The sequence below is a fragment of the Mesorhizobium sp. M5C.F.Ca.IN.020.29.1.1 genome (assembly GCF_003997375.1).
Taxonomy (GTDB): domain Bacteria; phylum Pseudomonadota; class Alphaproteobacteria; order Rhizobiales; family Rhizobiaceae; genus Mesorhizobium; species Mesorhizobium wenxiniae.
The window spans coordinates 1-12,903 of the sequence record NZ_RZSW01000128.1; the positions used below are offsets into that span (position 1 = coordinate 1).

General features: G+C 57.6%; 12 protein-coding genes and 1 pseudogene. 1 reads left to right on the forward strand and 12 read right to left on the reverse strand.

Features of this window, described 5'->3' with window-relative positions; genetic code table 11:
* The 12 genes from EOA85_RS38085 to EOA85_RS13105 form a co-directional block, all read right to left on the reverse strand.
* On the reverse strand, nt 1–316 hold a 316-nt coding region (locus EOA85_RS38085), incomplete at its 3' end, for a hypothetical protein (RefSeq protein ID WP_206523293.1).
* 4 nt (nt 317–320) lie between these two features.
* Complete coding sequence (locus EOA85_RS13055; protein WP_127209695.1) at nt 321–1,469, reverse strand: polysaccharide pyruvyl transferase family protein; 1,149 nt, start codon at nt 1,467–1,469, stop codon at nt 321–323.
* Entirely contained in the window at nt 1,466–2,554 is a 1,089-nt protein-coding gene (locus EOA85_RS13060) for a nitroreductase family protein (RefSeq protein WP_127209696.1), read from the reverse strand. The genes EOA85_RS13055 and EOA85_RS13060 overlap by 4 nt, the downstream gene beginning before the upstream one ends.
* Nucleotides 2,555–2,556: 2 nt before the next feature.
* Nucleotides 2,557–3,873 (reverse strand): flippase, encoded by a 1,317-nt coding sequence (locus EOA85_RS13065; RefSeq protein WP_127209697.1) that lies wholly within the window; start codon nt 3,871–3,873, stop codon nt 2,557–2,559.
* Between the two features lie 166 nt (nt 3,874–4,039).
* Nucleotides 4,040–5,293, reverse strand: a complete 1,254-nt coding sequence (locus EOA85_RS13070; RefSeq protein ID WP_127209698.1) for a glycosyltransferase — start codon at nt 5,291–5,293, stop codon at nt 4,040–4,042.
* Nucleotides 5,294–5,404: 111 nt separating this feature from the next.
* The gene (locus EOA85_RS13075; protein WP_164759629.1) at nt 5,405–6,145 is read right to left on the reverse strand and encodes an FkbM family methyltransferase; all 741 of its coding nucleotides are present in this window, start codon (nt 6,143–6,145) and stop codon (nt 5,405–5,407) included.
* 102 nt (nt 6,146–6,247) lie between these two features.
* A complete protein-coding gene (locus EOA85_RS13080; protein WP_127209700.1) occupies nt 6,248–7,291 on the reverse strand; it encodes a hypothetical protein in 1,044 nt (347 codons plus the stop codon).
* Between the two features lie 3 nt (nt 7,292–7,294).
* The gene (locus EOA85_RS13085; protein WP_127209701.1) at nt 7,295–8,083 is read right to left on the reverse strand and encodes a glycosyltransferase family 2 protein; all 789 of its coding nucleotides are present in this window, start codon (nt 8,081–8,083) and stop codon (nt 7,295–7,297) included.
* Nucleotides 8,084–8,104: 21 nt separating this feature from the next.
* A complete protein-coding gene (gene gmd, locus EOA85_RS13090) occupies nt 8,105–9,199 on the reverse strand; it encodes a GDP-mannose 4,6-dehydratase (RefSeq protein ID WP_029355725.1) in 1,095 nt (364 codons plus the stop codon).
* A 90-nt stretch (nt 9,200–9,289) separates the two neighbouring features.
* Entirely contained in the window at nt 9,290–10,567 is a 1,278-nt protein-coding gene (locus tag EOA85_RS13095; protein WP_245316150.1) for a sugar transferase, read from the reverse strand.
* A 284-nt stretch (nt 10,568–10,851) separates the two neighbouring features.
* On the reverse strand, nt 10,852–11,415 hold the full coding sequence (locus EOA85_RS13100) for a transcription termination/antitermination NusG family protein (protein WP_164759630.1): 564 nt from the start codon (nt 11,413–11,415) through the stop codon (nt 10,852–10,854).
* Between the two features lie 441 nt (nt 11,416–11,856).
* Nucleotides 11,857–12,447, reverse strand: coding sequence for a biotin transporter BioY (locus EOA85_RS13105; protein WP_127209703.1), 591 nt, complete (start codon nt 12,445–12,447; stop codon nt 11,857–11,859).
* Nucleotides 12,448–12,667: 220 nt separating this feature from the next.
* Here EOA85_RS13105 and EOA85_RS13110 point away from each other — a divergent pair.
* Nucleotides 12,668–12,903: pseudogene (locus tag EOA85_RS13110) on the forward strand (MBL fold metallo-hydrolase); the annotation flags it as partial.

Genomic DNA, 12,903 nt, shown 5'->3' on the forward strand with positions numbered 1-12,903 from the left:
GTACGAAAAATAACTTCATTGGAATAAGCGCGGCCGTTGATGACTTCAACTTTGCTGGAAGAAGTACATATGAGCCGATAGTTATCAGAACAATGACTAATCTTACCAGGATCGATCCGGTACTTCCTTCTGGATCAAACTTGTTTACCAGACCGGCAAAAGCGTACACGCCACAGATCGCGAGCGCGAAGGCCGCTGCTGGAGAAAACCAAATGCGCCGGTCGACGTAACCTCTCAAATGCGCAAATCGGCGGCCAGCACCTCCTCGAGCGAAACCGGCCGATGGGTCGTAATGAATATTGGCTCTGTGAGTCATGGGCCTAGTCCACTTCAAGAAGCCGGAATACATCCTCCCACATCTGCCGCACACCGTCCTTAATTCGCGCGGCGGGCGCCGCGAGCCCGTATGAGAGTGCGGCACGTTGGCCCTCATCAATGAGGGAGCGAAGCCTGGCTTCGAGATGTTCCTCGCCAGCCGACACATCGACCAGCAGGTTCTCGCAGTCATAATCCTCGAATAGGGCCCGGTATTTATGGCTCCAGCCCGTGCCAACCACGGGCACCCCCTGAGACAAGGCGCTGATCAGGGCATGGTAACGGCTGCCGACCAGCCCGCTGCATTTGCCGATCAGGCCTTTTGCCTCGAGAGGATCCCCTGCCATCCATATCTCAATGGGTACGGAGAGCTGTGCGTTGACCTGCTCGGCCAGCACTCGATCACCGGCGCCCTCATGAATCAGGAAGAATGCGGTCATTCCGGCAGACTGGAACATTCTCGCCGCCCGCCGCAGAAAGCCCGTATAATTGCCGCTTACGTCACTGCTGGTCTTGTCGACCATCCGCGCGTTCGGCACGATCGCCACCAGTTTCTCGCCTCGCGGGGGATTGGCGGGGGGACGAGCTGCCAGCAGATTGGTGAAATCCGGCGCAAGCCGGATCGAAGCACGGCCGCCTACGGCACCGACCAGATTTTCCATCGAGTATCTATCGCGCGCGAAAATGAGGTCCGCATGGTCGGCAACGACATTGATCGCGCGGCGGATGCGATCCGTACCAAACGGACCAAATGCCTGAGGGAGCAGGATGAGGCGCTTGCCCTCGCGCTTCCATGCGACGGCCCGGCGGGCCAAATCCTCGGTGTGCTGCGCCCCCCACTGGTCTGAATAGGCTAGACCGGCGGCATCGAGGATCACATCCACCTCCGATTCCGTTACAAATCCGAAACGGTGACGCAGCTTGCCCGGGGCGAGCTGGATGATCTTGCCGAGATCAACGCCGCGGCGAACTAGCTCGGCCCTGTGCCAAAGACCATACCGCGCCCGATGTTCGTATGGGCTGGTCGCATCGGGAGCCACCGCAACCCGGGCAGCGGGGTACCGCGCCTTCACTTCCTGTGAGGCTGCGATGAGCATCATCGCCGCCCCCTTGTTCTCGAATCCGGCTTTCCTGATTTCAAAAGTCAGTGTCATAGCGCCTGAAGCAATACGTCCGCCCCTTTTTTCTGAGAGTATGGAATCTGACCATCCCGATCGGCGTAGCCCACTGCAATGAACATGATCACCCGCTCATGAGCCTTCAATCCGATGGCTGCCTGGAGAGCCTTTTCATTTTCCTCGACATCGGGCCAGTTGATGGCGCAGGTCGACAGGCCCAGTGTCTGGAAGGCGAGCATCAACTGAGCCGAAGCAAGGGACGCGTCGATATAGACCAGGTGCCTGTCGCGTTCATGTACATAGTAGGACAGGTCTCCGACAATCAGAATCAGGCATGGGATGTTTTTCGAAAAACCGCCTGTCCCCCCGGCGAGGGAGGCGATGCGGGCTGCCTTTTCCGGATCCCGGAACAGCAAGAACGAATAGGGTTGGCGGTTGCAGGCGGAGGAAGCGAGAGAGGCGGCCGAAACGGCCTTCTCGACAACATCCTGTGGAACGGGCGTAGGAGAATACCATCGAACCGAACGCCGTTCCGAAAACAGTGCGTAGAGCTGATCGAAGCTGATGTCGCTGCGTGCACGGCTGGAGCTTGGATAAGGGACGAAGCTTGGCGTCAGCGCCTGACCGGGCCAAGCCAGGAAACGCTCCTTTGCCTTCCTGATCCTCGGTGTCTCGGAAACCACCGAGAAATAGGTCGTCAGCACGTCCGCCGCCCATTTCAGCTCATCCTGGTCGAGCGCCGCTCCAGCCGCGCCGCGCAGGAACAGAGATACCGTGGCCTCGATGTAGTCCTCGGCAAATACCGCCCTTCTCGGGCGCATGATCAGCCCCTTCTCAAGGCGATGAATGTTGCGGCGAAGCTGTGACGAGCTCCTCTGGACGGCGATGTCGCTGTTCAGATTGGCAACGATCCCGGACAGGACGGCGCGATGCTCCCGATAGAAACGACTGCTGAAGAAAGTGAAATAGACCGACGCAAGGAACCCGCTGCGACTTGCAGGCCTAATCAGTCCGGCGCGCAGGCGGCCGAGCAGGACCAGGAAAAGCGCTTTGACAGCCTGGCGGGGAGAACGCCTTGCGAACCTCTGGAAACGTGCCGCCTTGTCGATGAACTCAGTCATCTTCAGCCATTCCTCAGTTTTCGGAAAAGTACCGTTAGTTTTCGGATGCCGCGCCATGGTTGGAACAGCGATCTGGTCATCATGTAGAAGATCGGCCTTGTGTCGAGGGAAAGGAGCAGGGCGAAGTAGGATGCGGCCGCGTAGGAGACGAGCGTCGCAACTGCTGCTCCCATGCCGCCAAATTGGGGAATGAGCACCAGGTTCAACCCGATGTTGAGCAGCGCCCCGGCGCCCTGGGTGACCATGGAGAACTTGGCCAAGTTCTTGATGATCATCCAGCGACTAAAGCCTTGGCGCAGAAATATGAACGGCAATGACAATACATGGACCAGAAAGATCGGGACGGCGGGGGAATAGGATGGACCCATGGCGAGACTGATCGCCAGAGGGCCCAGAGCCAACAGTCCGACCAGTACAATCAGTGCCGAGGTTGCCAGGATGTCGAACACATCCTGCAAGCGTTCCGCGAATGCCTCGGGGTCGCAGGCATTGATCTGGACCAGTCTGGGAAATGCCGTTCCGGCGATCGCCGCCGGAATGAAATAAAGTGACTCGGAGAGGAGCGACGCGATCGAATATATGCCGACCGTTTCGGGGCCTTGCATGGCCCGCAGCATCACTTGATCTATCTTGAGGTAGATGACGGCGAATATGGACCCGACGAAGATCATCGCGCTCTCGCCAAGCATGGCCCTGGCCCGCTTCCGGGAGAAGGACCAGGTGCCCGGCGCCGGCCCTCCGTGCCGCAAGAACATCACTACCAGCAGTACGGCACCGACCGCGATGCCCAAGGTCTGCCCCACTCCCACGGCGACCACTCCGGCCCCGGCGAGCACGGCGCCCACCTTAAAAGCTCCCCCCGCCACCACGCCGACGAAGTTGGAAACCACGGCATAACGCGCCTCGACGCGCGAGCGGAACCAATTGCTCAGTACGGCGCTGACCGGCTGAATCGCAACGGCAAGGCTTGCCAGGACGAACAGCCAACGTTCCGCGGGAAGATTGCCAGGCATCAGCAGCCCGAACATCAGGAGCCCCAAGGCGGCCAGACCAAAACCGGCGCTCTTCATGACGAACGCAATGCCGAGCGTCTCGGATTGCATCCGGGGCTCGTCGAGCAGTTCGCGGATCAAGAGTCCGTCCAACCCCATATGACCGATGACGCCGAACAGGGCGACCATGGACATGACGTAGGCGTACATTCCAAAATCTTCGGGTCCCAGATATCGCGCAACGACGACTGTGACCAGAACTCCCATGACCCGGCCAACGACGGTGTCGGCCATCATCCACGCGCTGTTGAGGAAATAGATCTTCATTGAATCGAACCGGCATGCGCGGTTGCCAAGGACCGTATAAGCATCCAGGGCACGCCGCCGGACGGGCAATCCGGCGGGGTATCGGCAGTGAGGACGCTTCCCGCTGCGATCGCGGAGTGCGCGCCGATCCTCATCCTTCCAGGGTGGTCACTTCGTGGCGCATGAGTCATCTTTGATCGCCACTCAACAATGATTCATACAGCTCGATATAGAGACGGGCGATAGCCTCCGGTGAGTATCTGTCGATCACGGCGGCGCGTGCGCTCACTCCAAAATTCCTTAATGATGGAACTGGCAGGGCCCGTGCTGTCTCGATAGCCGCCACTACTGCATCAGCGTCACCGTGCTTTACCAACCATCCGGTCTGCCCGTGGCTGATGATCTCCTCGGCGGGCGTTTTAAAGAGCCCGATGACAGGAGTTCCGCATGCCATCGCCTCGACCGTGACCTTGCCGAATGATTCCTGAAGTGAGGGCATCACGAACACATCGGCCGCCGAATATATCTGGTTAAGAGTGACTTCATCGCGGATGAGGCCAAAACCTGTGCAGTTTTCAGGCACCGGATCGGCCAATTCTGCAAGTCCCTTTCCAAACAAACACCAGTGAACGTCTTTGTTATCTCGGTAAACATTCAGCAGGTGGCGCATGATATCCGCGCCTTTGCGCGGATCAGCTAGATTCAAAGCACCGGAGGCGATTACGAATTTCTGCGCTGGAAGTCCCAATGCGCTACGCGCCTGCGCCTTGTCCACTGCGCGAAGCTGGCTCATTTGAACACTGTTTGGGATTACATGTATTTGTCGCTCACCCAGGGCCACACTCCTTCGGGCCTGCTCGGCAATCATGTTGCTGATCGCGACGAATACCGATTGTTGGCCGTAGTGCTCGGCCTTAAAAGCAACATCGTCAGATGTAATCTTCTCGTCCTTTCCACCCAGGAGAGGGCATTGGCCGCACCCGCAGGCATATTTCTCGCACGAACCAGAGAAATGACAGCCGCCGGTGAACGGCCACATGTCGCGAAGCGTCCAGACCACCGGACGTTTTTCGCGCTTAATCGCACGCCAGAATGCTGGCCCAAGCGTGGGCGCGTGGGCCCACTGGACATGGATAACGTCAGCTTTCCGATATTCCGGCGTATTGTGAAGGCGAAGGCCGTGAGAGATGGGATGAAAATTCGGCGGGATTACGCCGAATTGCCGCGTCAAATGCCACATGTAGACACGGTTCTTAACGCCGACAGGCAGACGTTGCAGCAAGGGAACTCTTCTGGCGAACAAGTCATCTGGGAGGTCCCGCTCAACCCTGCCTAGGACGCGTGAATGGATTCCTGCGTCCAATAAGGCTTCGTGCACGGCGCGGATTCCTCGACCCGCACCAGTATTGAGCGCGCAGCCAACAATCTGAACGACGTTCATGGTGTTAGAACAATCCGTGCGGCAACCGTTCCATTCGTTGCTTGGATCGTCGGAAAGCTCCTGATTGCAGCTGGGCTCACTCTCGAACCAGCCGGCTCATTGTTCAAAGTCTCAGGCCCGGCTTGGACGAAAATACAATGCATCAATCTGTGTTAGTCGCTGCGTCTGCGGGTTTCTATACCCTTGCCAGACATCCCACAATTCGAACCCACTGCCGCCAATGAGTTGATGCACCTCCAGCGCGGTCGCCTGCCCTGTATAGAGTTCGACCAGCGACAGTTCGGTTAGGACGCCTCGCAGTTGCGGCAGGACGGCGGCGGCACCTGCAAGAACAGCCGCTTCAGCGCCCTGAACGTCAAGTTTCAGGAACGCTCGCTTGCCAGCGGCGTCGATCATACTCGCGAACGCATCGAGCCGCTCTGTCTTGACCTCAATCCGCTTGGCGACGGCCACCCGAGGAGTATGTTCCACGAACGACTCGCGCGGCTCGTGCAACGAACTGCTCGTCGCTGCTTCCGTAACGTGGAACGTCGCCGATCCAGCCGTGTCGCTCAGCGCAACAGCCGGTCCCACCATCCAACGCCGGTCGGACGCCTTGGCTGTGCGCACGAGCTCGGAATGCGCATCAGGCAGCGGTTCGAACGAAATCATCGAGCCCTGGAACCCCGCAGCAAACAGCATCGTACCAAACTGGCCTTTGTTGGCGCCGACATCGATTACGAGATCGACTTCATGCATGTGAAGGAAATGCACCAAACGCAAATCATCGCGCGAATTAATGCCATTCAGGCGCACGTCAAACCCGAACCGCCGCCCTACGTCGCGCAATGATGTCTTCGTCTTGGAACTCAAGGATTGTAGCATCTGATCAGCCTTATCTCGATCCTCAGAACCTACCGCAGCAGGGACCCAAAACCGGTTGCCAGCGGTATTTGACGGATATGTGCCTGCGGGTCAAAGAGCCGCACGGATCTTCTGCACAAAATCGCCCCGCCAGCCGCCGACGATTTCGCCCAGCGGCCCGGGCTTGTCGGATCCATTGGCTGCGGCGGCTGCGATATTGGCTGCAGCGTCACGCGTATCGCCGTAAACCAGACACACCGGTGCAACTGCACCTTCTTGCGCATATTTCTCGAGAAACGCGCCCTTGCGGATGATCGGACGTGTGCCCAGTTGTACGCTTCGTCCGAATATGCCGGAGGCCTGGTCGTAGTCCGGCTCGTAACAGCACCAGGCGAAATCGCAGCTTTTATACAAGCTCAGAAGTTCGTCGTCCGACACGAACCGGTCGACCACCATTCCGCCAGCAGAAATCAGGCGCGCGCAGTCCTCGCCACAGGCCGGGTCGACGCGCCCGACAGCCACCACAAAAACATCTTTCGCGAGATCTGGGTGGTCAGAGAAGATGTCAGCCAAGAATTCGAAGCCCTTCGACTTTCTCACGCTGCCCAGGAAACACAAAATGGCGCGCCCGCCGGCTGCGGTCAGCACGTCGCGCGACAGTTGGCTGGTTTCGATAAGCGCCGCGCCGTCATGTATGTCCCACATCTGAGGGTCGTGTACCCACCCGTGCGCGACCTGAGCAAATCGGCGATCAAATTTGAACGGCAGAATCGTAAAGAGCGACAGGCGAGGCAAATGCCGCAAGCACCGGAAAGTCCATCTCTTGAGGCGATAAACGAGCCTTCCGCTCTCGAAGCATTTGGATGGCCTGAGAAAGAGCCCAACCGTCCGCCGTCCAATCAGCGATCTTGCCAACGCAACTGCTATGAAGCCAGCGTAATCATCGTCGATGGTGGCGAACAGGAGGTGGCGGGCCCGAACCAGGTCAAGCCACAGTCGAGGTCCAATGCGTCCCATTGCCGGTTCGAGGTCAAACAGGCCGGCAAAGAGATCCTGGTAGAATTGGCGGTGACCACCGGGCGCAGACACGTGAACGTAGTTGCGCTTCACCTCTGGGCCGACCTTCGAAGCATGGATATCACCTACCGAAGCCACTGTTCAGCGCACTCCATGCCGGCTTTGCTTCGCGGTTCCGGCACTGTTGATCCCGAAAAACTGCCCTAGTTTGCGCATTGGCTTCGCAACAAGCGCGTAGTCGATTGGACCGGAGCGCAGCCATTGGCGCCGCGACCGCAGGGCCTCAAAATTGTGCCCGATATAGGAGCCGAGGCTCCGTGTGCTGGCCCCGCCAACCATCATATCTACCAACACATGGTTGGTGGTAGCGGACCCGAATCCATGAAGCTCAACCGCTCTCAGCATCCAATCGTAATCCGATGCCACTTTGAGACTGAGGTCGAACGTGCCGACCGTCTCCGCCACCTTCCGCCTGACGTAAAATGTTGGATGGGCCGGCATCCAACCAGTCCGGAAACCCTTGGCGGGTCTGGGGGCGGCACGCCAACGCCGGATGACCCGCTTGGTGAAATGATTTTCAACAAAATCCAAATCGCCATGCACGATATCGGCCTGTTCAAGTTCTGCCGAAATTCGCGTCAGCACAGTATGGTCATGGAAACAATCGTCGGAATTCAGCACGCCTACTGCGTCTCCAGTATAGAGGCGCAGCCCCTTATTGAGTGCATCATACATTCCACGATCGGGCTCGCTGACCAACTGAATCCGGTCCTGCGGATAGGACCGGACGATTGTCAGCGTTTCGTCCGATGACCCGCCATCGACGACCACCAACTCTTTGTCCTGATGATCCTGGGCAAAGAAGCTATCGACCGTATGCCTGATTGTTGCGGCCGAGTTCCAGCAGACCGTCAAAACCGAGATTCTCATGTCAACTCGGTCCAACGTTCCTTACTGTGCCGCAACCCGAATGCGATCCTCGTCCAAGCGCCGGTGCTCGGATTCCCGTCTTACCGTTTCGAGATCGGACTGGACCATTTCCTGGACCATTGTGGCTAGGGAGGTTGTTGCCTTCCATCCGAGAACGCGCTCCGCTTTCGAGGGGTCGCCGATCAGAAGCTCCACTTCGGTCGGCCTGAAGTACCGCGGATCCACCTCGACCAGAACAGCGCCGGATCTTGCATCGATGCCTTTTTCGTCGATGCCGGAACCGACCCATTGAATCTCGGTCCCAACTTCGCTGAATGCAAGCTCGACGAAACGGCGGACCGAGTTCTTTACTCCGGTTGCTAGGACATAATCGTCGGGCACGTCCTGCTGAAGGATCCTCCACATGCCCTCGACATAGTCGCGGGCATGACCCCAATCTCGCTCGGCAGACAGATTGCCGAGGTAGAGTTTGTCCTGAAGGCCCAGGCTGATCGCGGCAGCTGCGCGCGTGATCTTACGCGTCACAAATGTCTCGCCGCGCATCGGACTCTCGTGATTGAACAGGATGCCGTTGGAAGCGTGAATGCCATAGGCTTCGCGGTAATTTACCGCAATCCAGTAGGCATAGATCTTTGCTGCCGCATAAGGCGATCGCGGATAGAAGGGCGTCGTTTCCTTTTGCGGAATCTCCTGCACCTTCCCGTAGAGTTCGGATGTCGATGCCTGATAGAAACGCGTCTTTTTTGTCAGGCCGAGCAGCCGGATGGCCTCGAGAAGGCGTAGCGTGCCTATCGCGTCTGCATTCGCCGTATATTCGGCGGTCTCGAAGCTCACCTGAACATGCGATTGTGCTGCGAGATTGTAGATCTCGTCTGGCTGCACTTCCTGGACGATGCGGATGAGGTTCGTGGCATCAGTCATGTCGCCATAATGCAGCGACAGCCTTACGTCCTTCTCATGCGGATCCTGGTAGAGATTATCGATGCGACCGGTGTTGAATGACGACGAACGCCGCTTGATGCCGTGGACGTGATAGCCCTTTGCCAGCAGAAGTTCCGCCAGATAGGCGCCATCCTGGCCAGTGATACCGGTTATGAGTGCGATCTTCCTGGTCATGGTGCTTCTCCGGCGATTTCTGGAACGCGATTGTGAGTGTCTGCCAAGCGAATAATATGATCCTCCCGCAATCAGTAAGCCTCTTCGGCTCTACCGAGCACCAAATCCGGTCAGCATGGTTCGGATCGTACGAAACACAATCAGCACGTCGAGCCAAGGCGAAAAATTCTTGATGTAGTAGAAGTCGTAGTGAAGTTTTTCCAGTACGTCGTCCACCGCGGCAACATGGCCCTGATTGACTTGCGCCCATCCGGTAATGCCAGGCCGGACGATGTGCCGATATCGATAGAATGGCAGCTCAGCCTCGTACCATTTCGACAGCACGAGTGCCTCCGGCCGCGGTCCGATCCAGCTCATTTCGCCGCGCAAAATGTTGATCGCTTGCGGCAACTCATCGATCCTGGATTTTCTCAGGAATTGTCCTAAGCGAGTGATCCGCGTATCGCCGGCCTTTGTGATGGCCTCGTCCTTTTCATCGCCAGCAACGGCGCTGAGCTTCATCGTCCGAAATTTGTAGACCTCGTAAATATTTCCTCGGTATCCCATTCTTTTTTGCTTAAACAAGGCTGGGCCAGCTGAGTCGAGCTTTACTGCTATCGCCACAAATAAGAGCAGCGGAGAGAAGACGACAAGGATAAACAGCGCCGAAAACCAATCAATAGCCTGCTTTATTTTCAAATAAGCCTGGTTTGGATTCAAGGATCCCAGCGTATTTTCGGAGAGATGTTCTATTTCCACTCGACCTGTGAGCGACTCGCTGATTTGTTTGACGTGGTAGACTGGCGTTCCCGAGAGCGCGCGGTCGGCGATATACCGTTCCCATTCATCCGAAAGGTCGGCTCGAAGATCGGCCACCACACCGCTCGCATATTCGACAATCGTCTCGGGCGAATGAATCCGGTGCCAACTGACGCCTGGTATGCTTTCCAGCCTATCGACATCCCCGCCTGGAATTACTGCCAACCGGTATGGGTCGAGCCGTCGCGTGGCCAAACTCAGCCCAAAATACCACAATGTCGACTGAAAAAAACTCGCGGCGGCCTGGAACCGGCTATAGTCGAACCTGAAGAAAAAGATGGTGACGAACACGAGGCCATAGGTCAGGGCGAAGGTGGGTAAGATGTAACCAGCCGCCGCCACACCCGGAAAATTGCCGATGCGCTTGTAAAGTAAATAACCCGCCGCATGAGCGATGAATGCCGCGACAATTGTAACCTGCATATTTGATTGCAAGATTACTTGTTGGTCGAACGACATGCGGACCAGCGCGGGGACCAAGATCGCGAAGGTCAGCCCACCAAGCAACTGAAAGCGCATCCGAAGCAGAAGATGCCTTTGATTAGGAAGGGTGATGGTGGTGGTGTTCAAGTTCGTCAGGTCGCTCTCTGGGTCCGCCGATAAATAAGCCAGGAACTCTCAGATGTTCAACGCAAACCGCTGAGATTGATTGTCAAGGCTCCGTATTCCACTCGCGCGATAGGCAGCTTGACAAACCACGATCTGGCCCAACGCGTGAATGAACACCAAGCTGCGGCAGCGCCATTCGCTCTACCGGTATGCTTCGGCTCCAACAATGGCTACCGCACTCCCGGGTGAAACCCGAGAGCCGACCTTGCAACAGCTTGCATCGAATAACCGAGCGTCGATTACGGTTATGCGATCGCGACGAGTTCCCTTGAGTCCATGTCAACAGGGATCTCGCCATTCATGATGGCAACCAGCACTCGGGCCCTTCCAGCTGGATCGAGCCGGTCAAGGCGACCGATCATCTCCGCGAAAGGACCTGAAAGAATCCGAACCGATGCGCCCGCTGCGAGGCCTCCGCTGAAATCAAGCAGGCCGTCCCGGCCAGTCAGAGCTATGAACCGCTCCACCAACCCCGACGGGACCGGCAAGGGCCGTTCGCCCTGCATGATGAGGGAGCGCACACCGAACGTTCCATTGACCGAGCGCCACCGCTGCAGCGCGACATCGAGGGCGATGAACATATAACCTGGAAAATAGGCCGCCGGTCGCGTCTCGATGCGCCGGGCATGACGTGTGGTCTTCTCGCAGCGAGGTACAAACGAGTGGAATCCTTGCGTCCGGAGATGCCGTTCGGCGACGTCTTCTTTTCCCGGAAATACGCTGGCGGCATACCAGCGTGCTGCGGTGCCGGTTGCGGGCCGCTGCGGCGATGCAGTCGCCTTAACAGTTGTTTTTTCCGGGGTGATCACAAGTATCCTTCTTGGCGGTCTTTGGCACGGTCGGGGCAAGCGTTACGACAGCGCGAAGATACCAGCAAGCAACCATGTCGTGAGAATCGATGCGGTTGATCGAATCCTGCTAATTGTCCACTACTTTAGCTGCGCCTAAAAGTCATCGCGCCGCTTTCTTTTTTAGCTATCCAGCAGCGGTATCGAGCAATTGCTCCGATATGTAGCTGCTTTGTTACGCTGGCTCGCGACGAATCGCTGGCTGTTCTGGTCCTTAATCGGTCGATTTGACCATTGTGTGACGGTATCGTTAGCAAAGTGTTGCGAAGCAGATGCCGACCAATTGGCGCCGGCTTGCGTTGGCGAGAAGTTTCGACAGGCCCTCGCTGAAACAGGGACCATTCCACGCAATCACATCCCTGTGGTTGCCGATCAGTGCCGCGTCCGATCCATCGACTGGATTCAGGAGCGCTTCAGCAGCGACCAGACGGCTGGCACAAGGCTCGCCGCCAAGCCGACCTTGATCAGGTCGCCGACGATGAAGGGCACGACGCCGAACTGCCATGACTTTTCCGGGCCGATCAGTAGCGCCAGCCAGGCAAAACCCATCGCCATCATGACGATTTCGGCAACCAGAATCGCGTTGAAGAGCTTGATCGGATGGCGATCCCAACCGCGATCAGCGGCCCAACCGACGATCGCCGCCATGACCACGAAGCCAGCAAGATAGCCGCCGGTCGAGCCGAGCATGTAAGCGACGCCGATGCCCTTTTCCGGCGTGCCCTGGAAGACCGGAAGACCCATGGCGCCCTCCGCCATGTAGAGAAGCAGCGTGGCGACGCCGAGGCGCATGCCGAATGCTGCGGCGATCAGAAAGACGGCTAAGGTCTGCATCGAGATGTCGACCGGCCCGAGCAAAACTCTGGTCTTGGCCGACAAGGTCAGCAGCAGCGTTCCAACGATCGCCAGCAAAAGCTGCATCGCCAGGCGGGCCGCGCCCTTTTCAGGCAGAGCGAGAGAAACAAGCGGACGCATCGTCGTTGCAATTGCCATGGTCTTCCTCATATCGGACTGCCGCAGATCGCGGTCTTGCGTTTTCCTATATTGGCTTCCGTGTTATGCGGCAATCGGTTTTGCCGTCTCTAAAAGCGCGTCGCGTTTGAGCGGCCTCAAGCGACGCGCTTTAGGTTGTTGTTTTATGCATGTCGTTATCGCAAAACCGCTGCACACTTTTGCGCGACATGCATTAGAACAGAGCTGAACGACATTCGCCATGGCGCTGAAATTCGACACAGACTTCGACCCGTCCTACGGCCAGGGCGTGACCGTTGCGCCCGACGTGCTTCGGATTACCGCGAAAAATCCCAGCCCGTTCACCTTTCACGGCACCAACAGCTACATCGTCGGACGCAAGACGCTGGCGGTGATCGATCCGGGGCCAGATGACGATGCGCATCTCAAGACACTGCTCGAGGTGATCGGAGACAGGTCGGTCAGCCACATATTCGT

Excerpts from the sequence above, each read along its gene's own strand:
- EOA85_RS13060 (WP_127209696.1), bottom strand. The coding sequence starts at position 2,554 with ATGACTGAGTTCATCGACAAGGCGGCACGTTTCCAGAGGTTCGCAAGG.
- EOA85_RS13070 (WP_127209698.1), bottom strand. The coding sequence starts at position 5,293 with ATGAACGTCGTTCAGATTGTTGGCTGCGCGCTCAATACTGGTGCGGGT.
- gmd (WP_029355725.1), bottom strand. The coding sequence starts at position 9,199 with ATGACCAGGAAGATCGCACTCATAACCGGTATCACTGGCCAGGATGGC.
- EOA85_RS13055 (WP_127209695.1), bottom strand. The coding sequence starts at position 1,469 with ATGACACTGACTTTTGAAATCAGGAAAGCCGGATTCGAGAACAAGGGG.
- EOA85_RS13085 (WP_127209701.1), bottom strand. The coding sequence starts at position 8,083 with ATGAGAATCTCGGTTTTGACGGTCTGCTGGAACTCGGCCGCAACAATC.
- EOA85_RS13105 (WP_127209703.1), bottom strand. The coding sequence starts at position 12,447 with ATGGCAATTGCAACGACGATGCGTCCGCTTGTTTCTCTCGCTCTGCCT.
- EOA85_RS13065 (WP_127209697.1), bottom strand. The coding sequence starts at position 3,873 with ATGAAGATCTATTTCCTCAACAGCGCGTGGATGATGGCCGACACCGTC.